The following is a 23,977-nucleotide window of genomic DNA, read 5'->3' as shown; positions in this document are numbered from 1 at the left end:
ACTTGTTAAGGAAACAAAATGTCTATTACAGTATTACTTTCGTTCTTGCTGTTTACAGGCTTTGTTGTGGTGTTCACTTACAGCAAAGTCAGAAACGATAAACACAACTCTCAAGATGGTTTCTTCCTTGGTGGACGAAGCTTAACGGGAGGATTAATTGCCAGTTCCTTGATTTTAACCAACCTCAGTGCGACCAGCTTTGTGGGCATGAGTGCGCAATCCTACACCCACAATATGAGTGTCATGGGTTGGGAGGTTGCTTCTGGTGTCACGCTGGTGATAATCGCATTACTGCTTGTTCCACGCTACCTCAAGCAAGGCATCACCACCATCCCTGACTTCTTGGAAAGCCGTTATGATATGTCGGTGAAAAAGTTTGTAACGCTACTGTTCTTATGCCAATACGTCATTAATATTCTGCCTACAACACTTTACGCTGGCGCAGTAGTGTTGGGTGAAATCTTCGATGTACAAAGTTTACTGGGAATATCTGAGTTCAGTTCCATCGCACTTATCTCCGCAACCATTGGTTTACTGGGTTTCTTCTATGCGATTTACGGTGGCCTAAAAGCCGTGGTTATCGCAGACACCATTAATGGCGTAGGTTTAATTACAGGTGGCTTGATGATCCCTGTGTTTGGTCTGATGGCACTGGGTGGTGGCAACTTTATGGAAGGCTTAGATATGCTGCTGACCGCGGCACCAGAAAAGCTTCAATCAGTAGGACAAGAGACCGACCCACTACCGTTCTCAACGTTGTTCACAGGCTTACTGTTGGTAAATTTGTACTACTGGGGTACCGACCAATCTATCATCCAACGTGCACTTGGTGCGAAGAACCTAAAAGAAGGTCAAAAGGGTGTAATTTTGGCAGGCGCAATCAAGGTTATCTCCCCATTATTCCTTATTATTCCGGGTATTATCGCATTCCATATGTTTGGTGCAGATGCGGGCAACCCAGATACGATGTACACTCGCTTAGTCAACGAAGTACTACCTAAACCTCTGGTTGGCTTCTTTGTTGCGGTGATGTTTGGTGCCATATTAAGTACGTTTAATGGTGTATTAAACAGCTCAACAACCCTGTTTGCTTTGAACGTTTACAAACCTCTTTTTGGCAACGACAAATCCGATGAAGAGCTAGTAGGTAAAGGTCGCATTTTCGGTGTCATTATCGCGGTCATTTCAGTGTGTATTGCACCATTCATCCTTTATGCACCAGAAGGGTTATTTCAATATTTGCAAATGGTTGCAGGATTCTTTAGTGTGCCGATCTTTACTATCGTATTTGTTGGCTATATTTCAAAACGTGTCCCTGCCATTGCTGCCAAAGTAGCGCTCACGGTATTTGTAAGCTCCTACGCTGCAATGCAACTGATATTTGATACACCGATTCACTTCCTACACCAATTAGCAATCTTGTTTGTGGTGTGTACAGTACTAATGTTTGTGATTGGTCACTTTATGCCACGTGATACGGATTATGTAATGCCAGTCAATGAGAGTATTGACGTAACGCCTTGGTCATTCCGTTTTGAGGCCTCAGCAGTAATAATCTACATGGTACTAGGCGCGTACGTAATGTTCTCGGATGCTGGCTTTGTATCGAACGATCCAACCATCATGCATGTATACGGCTTCTGTGGCGTAATCCTGTTCTTTGGCGTGCTATCAAGCTACCTGCTTAAACGAAGAAGCAATGACAAAATAACCAAATTAAAAGACATGTATATACCCTAAAGTTTTTAACTGCGTGATAGTTCACAGTGACACAATAGTCTATATACCTAACTCTCTCATGTTTTAGATAATCGTAGACTATCACACCGAAATTGAGACAACCTCAAGTTTGGATCGTTCAGCGTAGGCATGTTACGTCTGTGTCATTTCTTTATTACATACAACTGAAATGACACAGACTTATAAAAATTACTGTCAAGAGTTACAAATTACTTCATTTGTTAATAGATCCGAATCGTCGATTGTATAAATTACGGTTGATCTCTTTGGCAGACTTTACCAAGGGCTCGTATGGTGTATCCGTTACTGTCACAAAACCCACGTTATAGTTTTCACCATCCCATGCACGCCCTGTTACGGGTGAATCCATATACTGGAACCAATGTGCACCAACAAAGTACGGGTTATCAATCACGCTTTCCATATACTTAGCGTAAGATTGCGCACGACCTTGTTGATTGTCACTACTGATAATACCAGGGTGGAATAAACCTGAATCAGTAGAACCAAAGTGGAACTCACCAATAATGCTAGGTTTATCCAACTCCGGTAAACGGCTCCAGTCCCCTTTTGCATTTAGATCAGTGGCGTAAAGATTGTAACTCATCACATCAACATAACGTGCGGCTGCTGTCGCAGCTTCAGGTGTTATTCCCCAATCAGAGAATCGCACTCCCATGTATAGATGGTTAGGTAACGCTTTCTCCATCTCTTCACTAACAACCGCAAAATACTTATCAGCAAATGCATCTAACAATACTGAAAGGTCGGCTTTCACTGTTTCAGTGTATTCACCTTGATAATTGAAGCCTTTAGCGAAAGCATCCCATGAGGCAACATCAACGCCCCATGCAGCGTTGAACTTCTTGATCGAGCCATATTTTGCTTTAAGTAATGCATCAAACGCCGCTTTGGCCGAGCTTTCTTTTGTGCTAGCACGTAAACCAGAAATCGCCAGTGCGTAGTGGTTTGTATTGTTGACGGTATTGCCCCAGCTCAACTCATTGTCAACGAAATAACCGATACACCAAGGGTCATTGTCAACCTCTTCACCCAACTCCTTCGCCATTATGGCCACAGAGACCCGAAAATTTGTGTCAAATGGGTCATGCATAGCCCCCCAGTAGTCGTTACCTGTACTAACTCGTTGGTGGTCTCCCGTAATCCAACCATGTGCTGTATACGGCACTTTACCGTTTTTTCGGTACATAGGATCGGACCAGTTCCCTAAGGAAGTGAAACCCCAATCCTGCATTCGTGCAAGTGTCACGTCCTTCCAAATCTCAATCGCTTCTTGTGCAGAGTCGGTATCATACTTACGCTGCAAGTTCGCCGAATAGAAGCTGAACACTTCACCATGCTTGAGAGGTCCTTTATGCACCATTTGCGTATAGCTATAGTTGTCTGCCAGTGGATCATTGAAATCAGGTAACCAATCAAACATACCACGGCGGAGTGTTGAGGCTTCTACACGCTCACGCTTGTCATCAATGTAACGCTCAGCGGCAACCTGACTTGGACGCATCCCCTTAGTGTCTGCCTCTACCGCATCAGCAAAGTCCATCCCTGTCACTGTGTAGCTGTCATCCATACGAATATTGTCTACCCCTGTAGCGAAGTAGAGGTATCCTTCAGGGTCCACCAGCGCCCACTTATCATTGACTTTCTCTGTGCGGAAATAACCTGTTGCCTCTAGTTTCGGACCTTTAGCCCAGCCACCGAACTTTGAACGATCACTCATCAACGAGGCATTCTTCAACAGTTTTTTGTCGACTTTGGCTTGAGCCTTTAGCTGATCCAAATCGGTGATTTTTTCTGGCCACGTTTCTTCCTGATATTGACCAAACTCATCCAACAGATTGGCGTATCGCGTAGTGTCCGTACTTAGGTTAGGAATCAACGATAGGTTATCGATAACCAATGTCGCCTCTTCTTGAGGGTTCATCATGTAAAGTTGCACGCTGACAATGTTCGATAGATCAAGCTCAGATTCGCCCCAACCAAACACCACTTGGCTTGCTGAGAAGGATTTCTTTGGCGGCTCGCCACGCATACCTGAATCCAAGCCTTCAGCCAAGTCTTTAAATGTGAAGTAATATTTGTCTTCTGAGTTTGCTGGAATCTGTACATAACCCGTACGGCTGTTTACTGCTCCCGTAGCCGTACCACCCAGCTTTTCATCTAGTGCATCATCGACACGCACAAATAGCTGCATGCCTGAATCACCAATGTTTTTCGCATCAAATGCTAGGGCAACATCGCCATACTTTGACCAATCCCAAGCCTGACCGTCTTTTCCAGCCGAGAATTTGATTGTCGGATAGTCATCGTCGGTTGTGTAATGAACCTTAATTGCAGAGCCTGTGTCAGACTTGACGATATCAACATTAGAGCCAGAGTGGTGTTCAACAATACCTTCAACACCACTTTCAAAGTCAGTTACTGTTAAAATAGTGGGAATTTGCGCCTCAATCACTTGACCTTGACGCGCTTCTGATAGAACAAAATCTCCAGTACGTTCAATAAAATCAATGTCATGTACTACTACTTTTTGCTCACCTATCGGGCCAACCGCGTAGAATTGGAACTCAGCGATATTGCGCAAATCAAGCTCACTACCACCTCGGTAACCTTCAATATTCATCTCTGCGCCATTAAAAAGGAAATCGACTGTCGTGGTTTTTCCAGCAGGTAAATATATTGGCAGATCGAGCTGGTGCGTCGTCGCCCCCATAATGCCAATGTTGTCCGCCACTTTCATTTCAATTCGAACTTCTCTGTCGCCGGGGTTTTCGAGTGTCAGCTGTAAGCCACCTTTGGTATTCCAATCATAAGAACCAGACTCCGGGCGAAACTTCATGTTTGGCCATTTAGAGTTTGCTTCTGACTCAGAAATCGCATCGAACACGATTTCCAGGTTTTCGCCAGCCACATTATATGAAGTGTGTGTGTTGGCGGTTTTTGATAGAAACCCATCATCTGTCATGACAACAGGTTGAACGCTACTACTCATATCTTGTTGAGTTGTTTCGTTATTGGATGTGTCTGGTGTTTTTGTAGCGGCAATGCTGCCTGCTGCAAGAGTGCTGGCAATGATAGCGAGCGCGATAGTATTTTTGTTGAAACGCACTGAGATTCTCCTTTCCTTCACGTAGTTATTGGATAACCAATCTACAAATAGTACATACCAAAAAAAATTTTGGAGTGATCCAATACTGATTATTGGTCAATATGTGCACCGATTGCTTATTCTGTGCGCTAGACGACAAAAAGCCGCGATAGTCACTATCGCGGCTTTGTTTTTTTTCATGCAGTTATGACTATGATACGTATTTTCTACGTACCCATCCTAAAACGGCAATGATTGACACAAAGAAGGCACCTAATGAACCACCAGTACGCAGTTGTGGCTCATCAGGGTCAGTTGGTGGATCAACCGGCTCATCAGGGTCAGTTGGTGGATCAACCGGCTCTTCAGGGTCAATGCCTTCTATGGTTTCTAATCCATTTAACTGACCAGAAGTGATTCCGATATTTCGACCATTATATAACGAGCCAACATCACGTGCAGAGCGCGTTTCTGTATTGGCCTCTAACGCAGAACAGTCATCACCATATAACTCACAATTAATGAGTCGTGCTGCATCCGTTAAGTGGCTGTATGGTGTATCCGTTACATTAACGAAACCAACGTTGTAGTTTTCACCATCCCATGCACGGCCTGTTACAGGTGAATCAAGGTATTGGAACCAGTGCGCACCGACAAAGTTATCATTCGCTAATACCGACTCCATGTACGTAATGTACTTGTCGCCACGATCTTTTTGCGAGTTTGCTGAAACAATTCCGGTTGCGAAGTTACCGCTATCCAGCGCACCGAAGTGGAACTCACCGATGATAGCTGGGAAATCTAAATCCTCGATTTGTTCTAGTACATCTGATTGCCAGTCTTCGGACGTGATGCTGTCTTTGTAGATGTTGAAGCTGACAACATCAGCATGAACTTTAGCGGCATCAACCGTTTCCGGTGTTCTTCCCCAGTCAGCAAAACGAGCACCTAAATAAAGGTTATTAGGAAACTCTGCTTTGATTGCTTGCTTCACAACCTCAAAGTATTTGTTTGCAAACTGCCAGTTCAAAGACTTCAAGTCAGCCAACATACTGGCAGAATACACAAAGTTCTGTGCGCTACTTAAATTAGACCATGATGCGAACGATGTTCCCCAAGCGGTATTGAATGCCTCAATTGTTTTCGATTGCCCAAAGCCATTTTCAAGGAACCAGATAAACGCAGCTTTCGCTGGGCTTGTGCTGGCATCTGTGTTCATCGCCGCTAGCGTTTGCTCATAACACGCCGCATCATCACCATTCAGACAGTTACCCCAGCTTATTTCATTATCAACGAAAATACCCATCAAGGTCGCTTCATGACCTGTCACTTCTTCTTTGATTTTCGCCGCCATTTTCTTAGCAGCTAAGGCAAAGTTAGGATCAAACGGGTCAGCTATCGGCCCCCAATATCCTGTGCCAATACGGTTAACAGGATTCTCTGAGGTTTCATGGTGAAGTACCCACCCATTTGCAACATAAGGCATGTTCGCAGCTGCGGCTTTTGCGTAGAATGTAGAGTCAGTCCAGTTACCTAAGGAAGTAAAGCCCCAGTCTTGCATACGCTTGATAGTGATGTCTTGCCAAGCTTCTTCACCACCATGACGCGCATCTATGTTACTAGCGTAGAAACTCACACCCTCACCTTGTTTGACAGGTCCACTATGAACAGGGCCCATCTCTTTACGGTGATTTGTCGGGATCTCAGTGAACATTGACTTACGCACATCGGAAGGCATTGTGCTCGATTCACCAGTAAAGGTATACGTGTCTGTCATTCGAATGTTAGCAAGACCCGTTGAAATAAAGGCGTTACCGTCAGGATCAACCAGATACCATTTACCGTCTGCTGTTTTACACACATTAAAAGTGGCTGGGTTAGCCAGTTTACAGTCTTGGTCAGCAACAATGCTACTGCCAGCAGGTGCACCGCCATATTGACTACGGTTAAGTAGTTTACCAAGCAGTTGTGTCTCTCGTGCACCCAAACCATCAAGTTTCTCGCGACTCTCTAGCTTAGCGTAGAAATCATGTTGATTGTTTTGACCCAGTGAATCCACCAACTCTTCGTAGGCTGATACATCATTAAGATCTTTGATCACACGAGCGTTATCAAAGATAAACTCGTGATCAGTAGTTCCCTCTGCTAGATCAGGAATAAAGAAGGTCACAGATTGAATTGCCGCTAGATTCAAGTCTTGCCAATCTCCCCACCCTTCATTTAAAGCTTTTGCTGGAAGTTCACGCATACCTAGTGTGTTGACGATATCACTGATAGCTCGCGTATCTTTAACGCTAACATAAACAGTCTGTGTGCTGTTAGCAGGGATGTACTTTCCTCGAGCTATCCCAGAAGCATCATTGCCGCTGTTGTCTTCAATTCGTGAGTATAAGAATAAACCCGTATTGGTTGGGTTTGTCACATCGACTGCTATTGCTAGGTGCTCTCCCAATGCTGATAAATCCCAGTTCCCATTTAGTTTGACCGAGCTCCAAGCATTGTTGAACGTGGCTTTCAGCGCGGTTTCACCAATGCTTACCCCCTCATCAATCAGTTTTATATCCGCGCCTGTCGCTTCGATAGAATCTGCCAGCTCTTCAAACGTTTCGAGCTGAAGTAGGGTTTTCACTGGTGCCGATGAAACGCGTCCACTGACATCTTCAGGGTCGGTTGGTGGAGGTGTTGGCTCTGTTGTGCCATCAGAGACCCGAATGTTGTCAATATATACGGTTGTGTTCGGAGACTCTGCAGCAAAGAAATTAATCTCCATCGCCATTGCTTTATTATATGATGCGCCAATCGAACCATATTCTGTTGTGTCCAAAGAAAGTACAACATCTTTTAAAGTAGTGTTTGCTGGAACATTAAAATATTCAGATAGTGCGTTTGCATCATCCCAAACATAGTTAGTCAGAATTTTCACACCATAATTAATATCTTCATTTGTGTTGTTTACAACATCAAAGACAAGCTCTTTTTGATCAGACCAATTCCAACTATTTGGTGCGTATATTTTAACGCCACCTTCATAGCTGGCCCCCATGTTGGCTTGCATGGATTTATCACCATCAGTTTGCACATCAGCTGTAATGGCGTGCGTTGAGCTACCAAAATGGCCATACTCGTAACCATGGGTTTCATTATCTTCAAAAGATGTTATTAGAGTTGAAGCAAGCGTAGGTGCAGCCATTCCTGCAATAAGCAAGGCTGTTAGAGTTTTATTCACGTTCATAAAATGGATCTCATTTTCCTTAATGAAATTATCAGGCACGGAACGAACATCCGTGCCTATTTTCGACATTATTTGAAGCGGTTATTATTGAAAGCGATTGTTATAGAGGTTTGCGTTGAATTGCTTTGCCGCCTCAATCAGTTCAACATAAGGTTCGTCAGCAATGGTGACAAAACCGATGTTGTAGTTTTCACCATCCCAAGCTCGACCTGTTGCCGGTGAGTCAAGGTACTGGAACCAATGCGCACCAACAAAGTAAGGGTTGTCTACCACACTTTGCATGTAATTGGTGTACATCTTCGCGCGCTCTGTTTGATTGGCAACATTCACGATACCACCATGGAACAGACCTGTATCTGTCGAGCCAAAATGGAACTCACCGATGATGCTTGGCTTGTCTAACTCTGCTAGCCACTTTCTAAAGTGTGCTTTTTTAGAATCATTCAAATCATTGGCGTACAGGTTGTAGCTCATGACATCCACATACTTCGCTGCGCCCTTTGCAATTTCTGGTGTCACACCCCAGTCGGCAAATCGCGCACCTAGATACATGTGATTTGGCAACACGCGCTCTAGCTCAGCATCTACTGTAGAGAAATACTTATCTGCCAGCATGGTTAACATATCTGAGTAGTCTCGCTTCATACCTGGCTTTAGGCTGCTGCGATAATCGAACGACTTATCAAACTCTTCCCAAGAGTTGACTTGGGTCGTTCCCCACGCCTGATTCAGGGCATTGATCGTAGTGTATTTCTCTTTTAAATATGTTGAGAATGCAGCCTTCGCAGGGCTCTCTTTCGCGTCATAGCTTAGTGCGTTAACAATCAGGCCATAATGGTTGGCCTCATTCATCACATTACCCCAGCTGATCTCATTGTCGACAAAGATACCCAACAACCATGGGTCATCTTTCTTCACTTGTTTCGCGAGATCTTCTGCCATCGCTCTAGTGCTCTGCTTGAACTCAGGATCAAACGGGTCATGAATAGGGCCCCAGTAGTCATTACCTGTGCTGATTCGCTTGTGTTCACCCATGATCCAACCGTGCGCTTCATAAGCAACACGTTCTGTTCCGAAGAACATCGGGTCAATCCAGTTACCCAACGTGGTAAAACCCCAATCTTGCATACGATCAAGCGTCACATCACGCCAAATCTCCATCGCTTCTTTCTGCGAAGTGTCGTATTTACGCATCAGGTTTGCACGATAGAAGCTGAACACCTCGCCTTTCTTCAGTGCACCGGAGTGGACATAACCGGCATAGTCATAGTTCACCGCAAGTTCATCGTCATATTCAGGAAGCCAAGTGAACATCGATTCACGCAATGGTGATGCGATTTGACGCCCTTGCTTTGTCTCTGGATTGTCAAAATCTGCACCGGTAATAGTGACAGTGTCATCCATTCGAATATTAGCAAGACCTGTCATGAAGAACGGGTAGCCTTCTGGGTCAACTAACGTCCACTTGCCATCCAGCTTCTCGGTGCGAAAAAACCCTGTGGCTTCCATACGAGGACCTGCATTCCAGCCACCGAATTTACTGCGGTCAGACATCAGCTCGGCTTTGCCAAGATGCTCAAGCGCCGCTTTGCCAGAAGCGCGTAGTTCTTCATCGTTGTGTACTTTCTCAGCCCAGTCACTACCGGTAAACTGGCCATACTGATCGACTAAACCTTCGTAACGCGTCGTGTCAGCGTCAAGGTTTGGTACTAAGCGAATTGAGTCAACCACAATCGTGGCGTCTTTGGTTGGGTTTTGCAGATAAAGCTGAATTGAAACGATGTTAGACAAATCTAAGCTGGTTTCACCCCAGCCGTAGCTAATAGCTTGTGCGCTATACGCTTTCTTGGGCGGCTCACTGCGCATGCCGGAAACAATATGACCTTCTAGCTGACTCAAACTCATGTAGTAAGTGCTTGTCTCATTAGGCAGCAGCGTCACATAGTTTGACATACTGTCTTTCACACCGTCGGCCGTACCACCCCAATTTTTGTTCTCCGCTTGGTCAACGCGAACAAACATCTGGATAGGATCATTGGTTGGGTTTTCAATATCAAAGGCGAGGTTAAAGTTACCCTCTTGAGACCAATCCCAAGGACGGCTTGGCATAAAGGTGATATTTGGATAGGCGTTGTCTGCTTTGAATTTCACTTGAAGACCAAGTCCACCATCTGATTTCACTTTTTCGATGGTCGTCGATACGCTGCGGTCTGACACAAAGTGCTTTTCACCAGATTCAAAGCTGGTGATTGATTTTAATGTCGGTATTGGCCCTGCTTCGACGACTTGTTCCTCAGCAGAGATAAAATCACCGGTTGCATCAACCAACTGTAAGTTATCGAGAATGATGGTTTGCTCATCCATTGGCCCTTGAACAAACACCTGTAACTCGGCCAGTTTACGCAAGTTAATGTTCTGACCATCCCAATAACCATCAAGACCACGCTTACCGCCATTAAATAGCATCTCAACATTCTCGGTGCTGTTCGCTGGAATCGTAACTGCGTAATTAAGCTGGTTGGTCGCCGCCCCCATCTGGCCGACGTTATCAACGATCTTGAAGATAAACGTTTCAGGCGTATCACTTGGGTTGGTGACATCCACTTTTAAGCTGCCCTTATTATTCCAGTTCCACATTCCACCCTCGGGGAAGAACTTCACATTAGGCCAGTATTTAAATTTGTCTGCTTCAGAGACAGAATCAAACGTCACCTTCAAAGCAGAGTTACCCGAGGTAACACCAACGCCTGTCACTTTTTCAGATTTCGCGTGTGATGCTTGTACGTTATTAAAGAAACTATCCGATTCAAAATCAGGGATAGCAATGCTCGCTTGTTCCTCACTCTCTCCAGAAGTTTCCGGTTGAGATCCTGTCGTCGATTGACAACCATACGCGCCAAACAGCAAGCTCGATAGGATAAGTGCAATTTTTGTCTTGTTCATACTCGTTATTATCTTTATAGGTGTATATATAAGTACTCCACGACCTAAGCCGTGGAGACACTGTTTAAATGATATTTATATTGGGATTACCACCATGCTTCGAACATTACGCCCGCCGTAAGTGCATCCGATTTGCCCATTTTAAAACCACCAATTGCCCATGTATCAAAAACATCCGTCTCTACATCTTGGTCAGCATAAGTAACGTAGAAGTTAAGTACCGGACGGTCCCACTCTCCATTACCAATATGAAGGTTTTGAGCAAGTGTAATTTTGTAACCTGAGTTAGTGCCATCTTCGCTTGGGTTTACAGCTTCATACTTGATCTGTTCGTAGCCAGCTTCTAGCTGAGTCGAAGTACGTTTGTTCCAGTTATAAGTATTACGAATGATGAAGGAGTCCCAATCACTTTGCATTGCTGCTATTGGCATACGGTTTGGATGCCCAGTCTCACGTGCACGTTGGTCATATTTTTCAGTTTCGTGAGCATACGTGTATTCGAAGCGGAAACGATCTGTTAGCTGGTATTTACCATAAAAGAACCCACCAATCAGATCACTTGGTACTGGCTGCCACCATTCGCGTGTCGCAACTTGTCGAGCTTCACTGCTATAACGCAAGAATAGTTGGTGGTGCAGGTTGTCTAAATTGTGATTAAATTTTAAACCTACTTGATAGGAATCTGGCGCAGCTTCTTTGTACTTATCCCCTGTGGACTCGTTAATTACATCACTATTTGGACCAATGTAAGTGCCGTAGTTCAGATATAATTCACTATTAATCGTATCTGTTATATCCATACCTCGAAGTGCAGATGAGAATAAGACGGTATCGCCTTGGTTCATATCACCATTTGTATATGAGTTGTAAAGGTTACGAGTCACTGACAAGTCAAGGGCGGCAAAATCTAAGTCTATTTTCTCAATACCAAAACCACGACCATCACTCGCAAGCGCTTCATTGACCACCAATGGCGTCGACACGCGGTTCACATACTTTTGGCCTGCCCATACCGTAGCGTCAGGCATTGCTGGGAACACACCAGCCGCATCAACATAAATCCACTCAGGTACGAAATTGTCAGAGTAACCATTGGATGAGAACATAACATGAACACCCCAGTTCATATCATTCATATTTAAACCATAATCAGATTGCAGCTGTAACCAGTTACCGTCGTTACCTAGACGACCAGCTGACGAGTCTGCATGATATTGACCAGGTAACCGGAAAATATTACCACCTGTTCCAGCCCAGTCATAAGCTGCCTCATTCAACACTTCATCATTAGTAAAGCCTGCGCCATACATTAGATAGCCGTGGAAAGCTAAACCCTCAGGTGTGTTAGCATGTGCGGAAAGTGCAACTAATAAACTGGAACACACTGCAGAGTACTTTAGGATTTTATGTTTCATCTTTTGTCCTTAAAGATTAAGTAGATAGTAAGTTAATTAATGAAGTTGGTTTACCAATGCGACTTCAATGTCAGTATTATTACAAAATGGCAAACCAATAATCAGTGACAGGTATAACAATTAACAAAAAAAGACTAACCTAAGATAACACTTCAATTACCAACCTCAGTAACCCACACTATTCATTCCTTTATTTTCAATCACTTACAGCTACGAAGTTAGTTTAAAATAAACTGTGGTTAACAGGAATATTGATCGTATCAATGATTAAAACTGTGTATTCCATCACCTTATTGCCAAAGAGTCGTTATTTTAAAGAGCAGCAAATAGACATAAACCCAAAATTGGTTTACCTTTATTCGAGATTTGTATTTGTTTAGAGAGATACCTAATGAATTCACCTAAGAAAAAACTTAGCCTGGCAAGTTTACGTGCTATTGAACGCGGTTATGATAGTCGCGGGCCCGAATGGTTGATTGAATTTGATGTACAAAAACTGAAAGGCGACTTTGCCTATGAAGAGGGAGTGATTCGCCGCGATCCTACCGCTGTCATCAAAGTTCATGACTTATACCACTGTTGGTACACCAAAGGTGAGGGGGAAACCAAAGGTTTTACAGGCAACCCAGACGACAAAGTTTTTCCTTGGGACAAAACTGAAGTGTGGCATGCGACCTCCACTGACGGCATAACATGGAAAGAGCAAGGTCCTGCGATTCAAGCTGGTAAATCAGGCTCATATGATGACCGAGCAGTGTTCACACCCGAGGTCTTAGCGCACGAGGGTTGTTACTATCTTGTTTACCAAACTGTCCAATTTCCGTACACCAACCGCCAATTTGAAGAGATAGCACTGGCTTGGTCAGATAGTCCATTCGGTCCATGGACCAAATCAGATGCTCCTATCCTTAGCCCGGAAAAAGATGGCGAATGGGAAGGTGATGAAGACAACCGTTTCAATGTAAAATCAAAAGGCAGCTTTGACAGTCACAAAGTGCACGATCCTTGCCTGATGTTCTTCAATAACAAGTTTTACCTATACTATAAAGGCGAAACTATGGGTGAGAGCATGAATATGGGCGGTCGTGAAATTAAGCATGGTGTAGCCATAGCTGATAAAGTTATTGGCCCTTACGTCAAATCAGAATACAACCCTATCTCAAACTCTGGGCATGAAGTTGCTGTATGGCATCACAATGGTGGTATTGCATCATTGATTACCACCGATGGTCCTGAGAAAAACACAATTCAATGGGCTAAAGACGGTATTAACTTCGAGATTATGTCTCATATCAAAGGAGCACCAGAGGCGCTAGGTATATTTCGTGATCCACAAGAAGATAGCTTTGATGCGCCAGGCTTAAACTGGGGGCTATGCCATAAGTATGACTCTAGCTGGAACTGGAATTATATCTGCCGATACCGCGTAAAACGTCAAGTTTTAGATGTGGGTACGTTCCAAAATAGTAATTAAGTTCACTCTAAACCAGTGGCTCATAAAGGAGCCACATTTTCGCCAATGACTAGCCCTTTCCCTGTATACCTACCCAGCCGTTAACTATTTTTCAGGATATGTTGATATGCACAATTCGCCGAGAAGTACCACATTATTTAACGACAGCTGGCTTTTTCAGTTGGCAAAAGATAAACCGAATACCAAACAATGGTCGACGGTTACGCTTCCCCACGATTGGAGTGTAGCTTCGGCCTTTTCTCCACAGTATGATGGAGCCACAGGTTACCTACCTGGGGGGACTGGTTGGTACAAAAAGCAGTTTAAAAACCCTCTAAATAAACACTATTCGCGCTGTATCCTCGTTTTTGACGGGATTTACAACAATGCAACCATTAATATCAATGGCTGTGATATACATTTTCAAGCGTATGGTTATGCGCCATTCAATATAGAAATTACTGATTACTTGAAATCAGACAATGTAATTACTATCCATGTCGATAGACGCAGGTATATCGACAGTAGGTGGTATACAGGTTCAGGTATTTACCGTGATATAGAAATGGTTCTAACTAAGGATGTGTTTGTTCCTATTTGGGAAAATCATATAAAAGCTTCCGTTAGCTCTAACCAGATTGGCCATATCCACCAGCAACTGATGATTGAAGCAAAAACGAAAACGCATTACCTGACAATTGTTAGTCGTTTGCTCGAGCCCAATTCCGATAATTGCGTAGCTACAGCTCGAACGCATCGTTCAGTGAACAATCGAGAAGTATGTGAATTAGAACTAACGTGTGATCAACTGAGCCTTTGGAGCCCAGATTCACCAATTCTTTATAAGTTGGAAACTCAAATCTACGAAAATGGCCGCGTCATTGATAGGGTATCTGAAAACATTGGTTTCCGTAGCATAGAGTTTTCGCCAGAACAGGGGTTTTTCCTCAATGGGATGCCAACTAAAGTCCGTGGGGTCTGCCTTCATCATGATGGAGGACTCGTTGGCGCTGCCGTACCTGATGAAATATGGATACGTAGGTTGTCAAAGCTCAAACAATGTGGTGTAAATGCAATAAGAATCGCACACAACCCAGCCTCCAAGCGTCTATTGCACCTCTGTGACACGATGGGATTTCTCGTGCAGGATGAGTTTTTTGACGAGTGGGACTATCCTAAAGATAAACGCCTCAACATGGGCAACCAACACGATGACTTTTTCAGCCAAGGTTACACCGAGCACTTTCAAACCCGATCAAAAACCGACCTTTGTAATACGTTGAAGTGCCATATTAACCATCCATCGATATTCATGTGGAGCATTGGCAACGAAATTGAGTGGACCTATCCACGCAACGTCGAAGCAACGGGTTTTTTTGATGCAAGTTGGGATGGGAATTATTTCTGGAGCTTACCACCTAACTCTCCCGATGAAATAAAAGATAAACTCAACAATTTGCCACATCACACTTATGATATTGGGAAAACTGCGAACAAGCTTGCTAGTTGGGTCAAAGCTATCGATGAAACTCGACCGATTACTGCCAACTGTATCCTTCCATCATCCAGCTACCATTCAGGTTACGCCGACGCGCTCGATGTAATTGGATTTAGTTATAGACGTGTTGTATATGATTATGGGCATGAAATCAGGCCTAACCTGCCGATAATCGGTAATGAAAATTTACCTCAATGGCATGAATGGAAAGCAGTGCTTGAACGCAACCATGTATCCGGATTGTTTCTTTGGACTGGAATCAATTATATGGGCGAATCTCATGGTAAATGGCCTGTAAGAACGACTGACAGCGGCCTGCTAGACACCGCTGGGTTTGAAAAGCCAAGTTTTGCGCTTTTTAAATCGCTGTGGACAGACGAACCTTATGTCAAAGCATTTACTCAACGAGCTGACCTAACACAACTGAAGTTTGACGAACAAACTTTTGTTGCCTTTGAACATGATGAAAATGCTTGGCAAAAAAAATTATGGGTCTGGGACGAAAGAAACTCGCACTGGAATTATGAAAATGAGCAATGGGTCACTATCGAAGCCTATAGCAACTGTCCGCAGGTACAACTCTACCTCAACGATGAGTTGGTTGGAACCCAACAGTTAGAAAAGCAAATCGACAGAGTCTTTCGTTGGGCCTTACCATATAAAGCAGGAAAAATCTCTCTGGTTGGTTTAAAGAACGACGTAGAGGTAACTAGAGATGAAATTGTCACGTCTGGTGTGCCGAGGAAGATCTCGATTGTAGATGAAACCCATGAAGGTTCAAGCTCATACCGGCAACTTATAGTCCAGATGCTTGATAAAGATAACCATCCGGTGAGTCATGAAGAAGCATTGTTAGAGTTTCGTGTTCGCGGTTGTGAATGGATTGGAGCCGATAATGGCAGTATATCTTCTATCGACGCATATAATAGCCCAACGATTGCTACACGTCATGGCAGAGTTTTAGCAGTTGTAAAATCATCGCAGGGTCAAAATGGTGATATCGAAATTTACTCAAATTCAGGAGTGAAAGCCTCTTTTTCACTACTTTAAACTGTACTAATACATTAACTCTGAGTTGGCTCTTGTATTCACAAGAGCCAAAATACCTAAAGCTTAGCTATACGTGCAGTAGCAACAGGCGTCGCAGCTTACACAGCAAGCAAACATTAGTGTAATGTCTGCTTATGTAATTTCAAACAATACCGTGTCATACAATACAAAATCCACCTTTAATATTTTTACAACATGCCAAAAGATATTATCTCTTAGCACGTTGTTGAGTCCAAGCCATGGCTTTGTTTCCTAATTCGATTTCAGTTAAAAACACGCCTAACATGACTAATTGTTAGGCGATCACCATCGTTTCGGGCATACCTAGTCCTGTGAGCTTGTTTAACGCTTTTATCATGGCATAAGCCTCGCCAACCTGAGCATTGTAATTTCTTAAGCTTAATGTCCCACCAAGCAGTTTCTTAACTCGGAACATCGCTGTCTCTGAGAGCGAACGCTTATGGTAGCCGTACTTCTTTTTCCAATGCTTATTTGAACCATAGAGTTTCTGGCACCCGATCGCTAGATTGCGAGGATGACCTCGCTCCCAGAAGGCCGCACCTTCCCTCGGCGGAATGATTGGAGCGGCTCGTTTGATGCGAATGGCTTCGTAGCACAACCTTGTGTCATAAGCCTCATCGCCAGATATCTCTGCGATTTTTCGTCAAGTCTGCCTGAGCAAGTTAGGCAGCACTTCACTGTCACTCACATTCGATAGACTTAACTCAGCAGCAATGATTTCATGCGTTTCGGTATCAACCGCTAAATGCAACTTTCTCCAGACACGGCGCTTTCCGTCAGTGCCATGCTTTTTGACTTTCCACTCGCCCTCACCGTAGACCTTTAGTCCTGTCGCTTCAATGGCTAAATGCTGGATGGTTCCTTTGGTTTTTGTCTTGAACGCAACGTTCACTGTTTTAGCTCGCTTGCTAATGCATGAATAATGAGGGCATGACAATGGCAGTTGAGCGAGCTTAAAAATAGAGTTAATGAACCCTTGAAGACCTCTCAACGGCATTGAAAATACGCGTTTAACCATAAGAGTTATCGTAATGGCTAAGTCGCTAAACAAACGAGGTCTCCCGCGGTTTCCCTGTTTGATTTGCTTCCATAGCTGGATGGCTTCTTCATCTATCCAAAATGTCAGTGAGCCGCGATTAATTAAAGCTTGGTTATAGTACTTCCAATTGGTTGTCTTGTAGCGAGGCTTGGCCATTGGTCTAAGTGTTTGAGTGAACTTAGCTGATCAGATCGTGGGTTACTGATTTAGTTCCCTGATTTAGGAAACAAAGCCCCAAGCCATCAAAATAACCTTGACTGTGTGACGCCAATATCTCGTCGTTTGTGAAGCTACTCAACTTGTAACTTACGTTCACCGTCAAGCTATGATTCTGTACCAAAATTGCTGCCAGCTCTCTACATCATTGTTGGTGTGTCAGAGAAATACACATTGTATTGCAACAAATAAGTTTAATATTTTATACTTTTATCCTCAGTTGTTTGGTAATGAGTACTCGCTGTACTCTTACCTACCTCACTTATATTCGAAAAGCTCAGAGGAATACATTCGACGAAACCGTCGCATCTTCAAAAATACGTCTTTAAAAAACAATTAATCACCAATGAACGTAATGCTGACCAATAAAATGGCAACTATAGCTTTTGAATTTTATCAACCAAATCAAGAGCTTTCTGAGTATTTCCTTGTTTTATAGTATGGCGAAGTTCGTCAAAAAGGTTTTCAAACTTGTTAGTGTTGTATTCCAATATCTTAACTTCTAAACCATTTTCATTTGCCAATATCACGGTATCGGATTTGCCCAAGGCATCAAATTCAATAGCAACCCTTCCTGTATAACTATGTGGAATCACAACTTCTTCTTCTTCCATAGTTCTGTCTTTCTTTACCCAAATTCGGCTACTGCTGCTAGCATCTTGCGCGGTTGTATACACAATGACATATATCGGAATATCAGCGACTTGAGGAATTACACGCACGTTAGATTCTTGACGATAAGTTTGAAATAGGTCTCCAGATTTATATTGGAACTGTTCATTAGGGATGCGAGATAAAATATTACCTTTTTTATCAATAACTAAAACTGAAGGAGCAAAGATTTTTGAATCATAATAAGCTTGGATCTTTAGATCTAATATTTCATAATTTGAAGGCAACTCATACAAAGCAACAGGACTATCTACACCATAAGCCTTTAAGCGCTGCGTTTGCTGCTGGATACTAACTTCAGATAAATCTCCTTTTTCGACATACAAAGCATTGAGTTCCTCCAAAGAGTTAGATGTTTTGTTACTTAATTGCTCCACTTTTTCATTTCCCATAAAAACTTGATTAACAGTCTGACACCCACTTAACCCCCCTAAAATCAGCCCTGTCATTAGTAAATTTCTCAGCATTGGTATACACCTCTATTACTTATTGTTCTACTCTATTCTACACATACAGGACCAATTAAACAGGATTGGACTGTCAATTTAAAGAATATTGCCAATATCAAGCAACATTTCTAACAGATTATACTTAGTATTGAGGAAGACAATTGCTTTTCTCTCTAATCTTAAGTTCCTATCTAGTGTATGGAGGTAGATGCTAAATTTTGTGGGAGGGTCCAAACTCCACTAGACAACCGAGAAAGGGCTAATGACTGATTAAACCAAAGTAGGAACATAATCAGTACAAATGAGTTCGCTCTGATGTCATTCATACAGGCACCCTTCGTTTAGAATGACTGACCAAGCTACGGAAGTAAGCTTCATTACGCTGTCGATTTGACGGTAAATCTACCGAATTCTTGTTTTAATCGAGCTTAGGAAATCTGAACATTCCTCTTGTCGGTTATTTATTCTAGACGCCCCGCTTTTTGCAATTGCTGATGAATGTGCGGTTCGCTGCCATATATACGACGTCAATATGCGTGTTTCTTCAAGCGAGCCATAGTCAACTTCAGGTTTTGACAGGTACGGGTGACCGTTTGTTCAGCAGTGTTTGCAAACTTATATGTTGGTTATATTTAGTACTTAATTCAACCTATACAACCCAAACGTAAGGAATAAGTTGAAATCATCTTTACCCGTGAGAATTCGCCAATGCCACAATGGTTTTCACTTTACCTCTCCGTTTGACAAAAGAGTTAAACCAGGAACAGATAGCAACGCTTTATAACGAGGTTGTGGCTTACACAGACTGTTAATCTCAGCTGTTAAAAAGTTAATGTCTTTATCAAGAAGCATAATATCGTCATACTGTTCCTATTGTAATCGGAGCAAGACAAACGACAAGCAATTATCAGCATCTTCCAAACACACGGGAAGTTGCTGTTTCAAATAGCTTATCTTTACAAGGAAAATTACACCAGACAGAAAATCCGCTATCATAGATAGCAATAACATCATTTTTTGATAATCCGCAAGCGGCTTTATATGCTGTTCGGGAATTAATACCACTTGGTGCCCCAACGTTATAAATTGCCTAGCCCAGTGATGAGCGAAACCACACGCTACCAAGGCAATTAACGCTTTATCAGGAAACTGTCTGATTGTATGAAACAATTTGCTTCGAGTAACTTTGCGGTTCCAGGTGATGCTACCGTCTTGTTGCCAAACACAAACCTGGAAAACACTTTTGGCCAAATCGATACCAACAACTTTAATATTCATAATGGACGTACCTTTTCTTAAATTAAGCGGTAACAACTTAATTCTGGCGCATTGACGCCGTTGGATGGGAGTCCATCACATCACTACAGATGCGGCAAACTAAACGTTAGTTACAACCGAACAAGAAGGCACGGTGCTCTTGGGTATCTCAGATCCATCGTATTTGAACCCAAGTTGAACTGCTCAATCTTGTTGTAGTAGCTCACCAGACAGCGTTCCGTTCGACCGAACACTGACACCATGATTAAAGGAAAAATGCACTAGTGATCCCGAAAATGGTGTTCAGACAACCCGTAAAACAAAGGGTGGATTGCTCCGGAATATGCCACCGGTCAGCAGAAGTCATATAAGGAACAACATCAAACTACTATTTGTGATCAAAAACACGGAATTTGATTCACCAAAAGGTAAAATTGGACAACCAATTTCAATTAAACAAGATATTTATATGGATTTACATACCAAAAATGCCATTCGATATGCTCTGATAGTCGCGCTGGGCGGCTTTGTCTTCGGTTTAGATGCCGCTATTATTTCGGGAACAATACGCTACATTACTTTAGAGTTCGGCCTGTCAAACCTAGAAGTCGGTACAGTCGTAAGTGCACCAAGCCTAGGGGCAATCATTGCATTATTTTTTGCGGGTAAGATAGCCGATGCCTGGGGTCGAAAGAACACACTTATTCTGATCGCGGGCCTATACCTATTATCTGCGCTTGGCTCAGCACTAGCCACTAGCTATGAGATGCTGGTTGCATCTCGCCTTATCGGGGGCTTGGCGTTCAGTTCACTGTCATTGGCGTCGATGTACATTGGCGAAGTGGCACCCTCAAGACTACGCGGCAAGCTGGTTTCAGGCAATCAACTCAATATAGTTATTGGTCTGTCAGCAGCTTACTTTATCAACTACTATCTTGTTATTAACACAAGCGAGAGTTTTTATTTGCTCTCACCAGAAGGGATCTGGCGTACTATGCTTGGTTCCGAGCTTATCCCAGCACTTGTTTGGTTTGGTCTGTTGTTTACTGTCCCTGAGTCACCACGCTGGCTTATCCTAAAGGGACGTTCACAAGAAGCAAAAATGGTATTGGGCAAACTGTATTCACCAAAAGAAATCATCGATACGGTCCAGAACATCAACGCCAATATGGTTGACGACAAACAAACTCCTTTTGTTGACCAATTAAAAAACTTGGTTACACCAAAATACAAAACCACCCTAATTATTGGTATAATCATCGCTGTTGTACAAGGTATTACTGGTATGAACGCGATCTTGTTCTATGCCCCAACCGTGTTTGAACAAATTGGCTTCGGTGGTGATGCAGCATTCCAGCAATCTATCTATATCGGTTTAACTAGTGTAGTGTTTACTCTGTTGGCTATTTTGTTTATTGATAGATTTGGTCGCCGTCCTTTGCTGCTTATTGGTCTCGTTACCGCAATGTTAAGCCACGTGACTTGTTGGTACGGATTCAACAGCGCAACGTTCTCTATAAACGAAGAAAAAATAGTTACGCTCAGCGAAAATATTAACGCTAAGCCATTGGAAATACTACAAGGTAAATCCTTCAATAACGACGTTGAGTTTAAAGAAGCTCTATCAGCGGTTTACAACGATCAAGACCTTCATCGCTATGAAAGTCAAATTATCGAAACTGCTATTAGCGTTAACCCATATATAGTTCTTTTTGGTATTCTGGGCTTTATCGCTGCATTCCACATCTCCATTGGACCTATTATGTGGGTGCTATTCTCGGAAATTTTTCCGAATTCGGTACGAAGCGCAGCAATCCCGGTATCCGCCATAGTCACCAGTATCGCAAGTTATCTTATCCAGCAGTTCTTTCCTTGGCAACTTGCCAACTTCGGTGCCGGCAACACCTTCCTTATGTACGCGGTGTTCAGCGCCATTGGTCTTGCACTGATTGCTAAAATGCTGCCTGAAACGAAAGATAAATCCATTGAAGAGATTGAACTGCTGCTCGCACCTGATAACCTCGAGCATCATACAAGTTCTGTCAACGTGCCTCGTTAATTCCGGTTGAAATATCGAGTAGGATGAGGCAATACCGCCTCATCTCTCACAGACCCGTAGGAGCTCGCGTACGACTCAAACACACTTCCATTTAGCATTATTGCTGAACTGTAGTGATGTGATGGACGCCTCAGCTCTCAAGTTTCTCGGTATCTGCCAGACTTGATGCTGATAGTAAACCTAAAGGGCTGCCATTATGGATATAAAAGTTGTTGGAATTGATTTAACCAAAAATGTATTCCAGGTCTGTGTTTGTCTTGTAGATCATTCAATTAAGAGTAATCAAAAAGTTAGACGCAATAAGCTACTCAAGGAATTTTCATTGCTATTCAGGATGAATAACCACCGAGTCAGTAGACACTAGTTAGCCTTTTCTCATATTGCTTCTCATACTCTACAGGCGACAAGTGATTATTGGAACCGTGCCTTCGTTTTACGTTGTAGAACATCTCAATATATTCAAAGGTATCCATGCGAGCATCTTCCCGTGTAGAGTAGATTTTTCGTTTCACTTTTCTCTTTTCAGTAACTGGAAAAACTTTCTGCCGCAGCATTATCGTGACAATTGCATCGACGGCTCATACTGGCTTCCAGTCCATGTTGATTTAAGAACTTGTTCCAGTCGTGACTCGTATATTGACTGCCTTGATCTGATGTACAAGCACCTTTTGGCTTGGAGAACGGCGCCATATAGCCATTAAAAGTGCATCCAAAACCAACTCTTTAGTTATTCGACTTTTCATCGACCAACCAATCACTCTTCTAGAAAAAAGATCGACAACAACGGCAAGATACAACCAACCTTCATGTGTTTTTATATAAGTAATATCGGTCACCCACGATTGGTTTGGAGCCGTTGGATTGAACTCTCTGGCTAATTTGTTAGCCGAAATGACATGTTCAGTACGCGCTTTAGCTCGGGTTCTACGGTATCCGCGTTGTGACTGTATGCCTTCTCGTTTCATCAAGCGATGTACTTGGTTAATTCCACAGAATTCCCCTTCATCTCGTAGATCACTGTATATCTTTCGATAGCCGTAAATCCCACCAGATTCCAGCCAAAACTGATTAATAAGACCGATAAGATACTTACGCCGTTTCTCTTGTTTGCTGTCAGGGTGTTTTAGCTAGGTATAAAAACCACTGGGATGAACCACAAGGATTTTGCACATCCGTCGAACAGGCCAAACTGATTGGTTGGCTTTGATAAAGGCGTACCTCAGTCGGACTGGCTTGCGAAGTACACGCGGCTTTTAGTATATCCCGCTCTTCGGTAACTCTTTGCATTTCTTTCCTAAGCCTACGAATTTCGGCAACTTCCTCAGATTGAGCTTGGTGTTGGGAGGAGTCGGGACCGTAGCGCTTAATCCAAGCGTAAAGACTGTGTGTAGTCGTCCCTAAGTCCCTAGGCGCTTGGCAACATCAGCCACACTATGACCTTTTTCCGTGACCTGTTTTACCGCTTCAATTTTAAATTCTTCTGGATATCTTTTGCTGCTCATAAGCACCTATCTATCAGTCATTTCGTCTAACTAAAAGGTGTCCAAGTCAGACGCAAGAAACATAAATTGACTTTCTCGATGAATAACTGCTATGACAGCTATCAGAATGCATTAGCTGAACGTGTAAATGGAATACTCAAAATGAGGTTCTTACTTAGGTAACCGAAAAATCTGGAAGAGGCAGGAAAATGGTTGCAGAATCTGCAGAGATCTATGTTCAAATGAGGCTTCATGCGGTTTTAAAATATAAAACGCTCGATGAAGCACATCGAGCGTTTTAGTTAGAGAGTTTCAACTCATATTAGGACGGGGCCACTTACTA

The 23,977-nt window shown here is 43.1% G+C and carries 10 protein-coding genes and 4 pseudogenes; 6 read left to right on the top strand and 8 right to left on the bottom strand.

All coding sequences use genetic code 11. From position 1 onward, the window contains the following. Nucleotides 1-18: 18 nt before the first annotated feature. A complete protein-coding gene (locus OO778_RS07225; protein WP_014232189.1) occupies nucleotides 19-1,740 on the top strand; it encodes a solute:sodium symporter family transporter in 1,722 nt (573 codons plus the stop codon). A gap of 214 nt (nucleotides 1,741-1,954) precedes the next feature. On the opposite strand, the gene OO778_RS07220 is transcribed toward OO778_RS07225, so the two are convergent. The 4 genes from OO778_RS07220 to OO778_RS07205 form a co-directional block, all read right to left on the bottom strand. Beyond that, nucleotides 1,955-4,870: a beta-galactosidase gene (locus OO778_RS07220; RefSeq protein WP_014232190.1), complete on the bottom strand. Its 2,916-nt coding sequence runs from the start codon at nucleotides 4,868-4,870 to the stop codon at nucleotides 1,955-1,957. A gap of 190 nt (nucleotides 4,871-5,060) precedes the next feature. Continuing rightward, nucleotides 5,061-8,081, bottom strand: a complete 3,021-nt coding sequence (locus OO778_RS07215; protein ID WP_264911190.1) for a beta-agarase — start codon at nucleotides 8,079-8,081, stop codon at nucleotides 5,061-5,063. An 84-nt stretch (nucleotides 8,082-8,165) separates the two neighbouring features. Beyond that, nucleotides 8,166-11,024: a beta-galactosidase gene (locus OO778_RS07210; RefSeq protein ID WP_264911188.1), complete on the bottom strand. Its 2,859-nt coding sequence runs from the start codon at nucleotides 11,022-11,024 to the stop codon at nucleotides 8,166-8,168. Nucleotides 11,025-11,110: 86 nt separating this feature from the next. After that, nucleotides 11,111-12,439 carry a carbohydrate porin gene (locus tag OO778_RS07205; protein WP_171934151.1) on the bottom strand — a complete coding sequence of 443 codons (1,329 nt, stop codon included), beginning with the start codon at nucleotides 12,437-12,439 and terminating at the stop codon, nucleotides 11,111-11,113. Nucleotides 12,440-12,830: 391 nt separating this feature from the next. On the opposite strand from OO778_RS07205, the gene OO778_RS07200 reads away from it, so the two are divergent. Then, on the top strand, nucleotides 12,831-13,913 hold the full coding sequence (locus OO778_RS07200) for a family 43 glycosylhydrolase (protein ID WP_264911186.1): 1,083 nt from the start codon (nucleotides 12,831-12,833) through the stop codon (nucleotides 13,911-13,913). Between the two features lie 106 nt (nucleotides 13,914-14,019). Further along, a complete protein-coding gene (locus OO778_RS07195) occupies nucleotides 14,020-16,440 on the top strand; it encodes a glycoside hydrolase family 2 TIM barrel-domain containing protein (RefSeq protein ID WP_264911185.1) in 2,421 nt (806 codons plus the stop codon). Nucleotides 16,441-16,735: 295 nt separating this feature from the next. Here the strand turns inward: OO778_RS07195 and OO778_RS07190 are convergent. The 3 genes and pseudogenes from OO778_RS07190 to OO778_RS07180 all read right to left on the bottom strand — a co-directional run bounded on the left by OO778_RS07190 (nucleotide 16,736) and on the right by OO778_RS07180 (nucleotide 20,115). Further along, nucleotides 16,736-17,656: pseudogene (locus OO778_RS07190) on the bottom strand (IS5 family transposase). A gap of 437 nt (nucleotides 17,657-18,093) precedes the next feature. Next, nucleotides 18,094-18,837, bottom strand: a complete 744-nt coding sequence (locus tag OO778_RS07185; RefSeq protein ID WP_264911183.1) for a MalM family protein — start codon at nucleotides 18,835-18,837, stop codon at nucleotides 18,094-18,096. Nucleotides 18,838-19,707: 870 nt separating this feature from the next. Continuing rightward, complete coding sequence (locus tag OO778_RS07180; RefSeq protein ID WP_264911182.1) at nucleotides 19,708-20,115, bottom strand: hypothetical protein; 408 nt, start codon at nucleotides 20,113-20,115, stop codon at nucleotides 19,708-19,710. A gap of 448 nt (nucleotides 20,116-20,563) precedes the next feature. On the opposite strand from OO778_RS07180, the gene OO778_RS07175 reads away from it, so the two are divergent. Beyond that, the gene (locus OO778_RS07175; protein ID WP_264911181.1) at nucleotides 20,564-22,153 is read left to right on the top strand and encodes a sugar porter family MFS transporter; all 1,590 of its coding nucleotides are present in this window, start codon (nucleotides 20,564-20,566) and stop codon (nucleotides 22,151-22,153) included. 196 nt (nucleotides 22,154-22,349) lie between these two features. After that, nucleotides 22,350-22,469, top strand: a pseudogene (locus OO778_RS07170) (IS110 family transposase); the annotation flags it as partial. Between the two features lie 34 nt (nucleotides 22,470-22,503). On the opposite strand, the pseudogene OO778_RS07165 reads toward OO778_RS07170, so the two are convergent. Continuing rightward, nucleotides 22,504-23,655, bottom strand: a pseudogene (locus tag OO778_RS07165) (IS3 family transposase). Nucleotides 23,656-23,709: 54 nt separating this feature from the next. Here OO778_RS07165 and OO778_RS07160 point away from each other — a divergent pair. Further along, a pseudogene (locus tag OO778_RS07160) lies at nucleotides 23,710-23,936 on the top strand (integrase core domain-containing protein); the annotation flags it as partial. Between the last annotated feature and the right edge of the window lie 41 nt (nucleotides 23,937-23,977).

It is taken from the genome of Vibrio sp. STUT-A16 (assembly GCF_026000495.1).
GTDB lineage: Bacteria > Pseudomonadota > Gammaproteobacteria > Enterobacterales > Vibrionaceae > Vibrio > Vibrio diabolicus.
The sequence above is the reverse complement of the archived record's forward strand: the minus strand, read 5'-3'. Positions and strand labels throughout refer to the sequence as shown.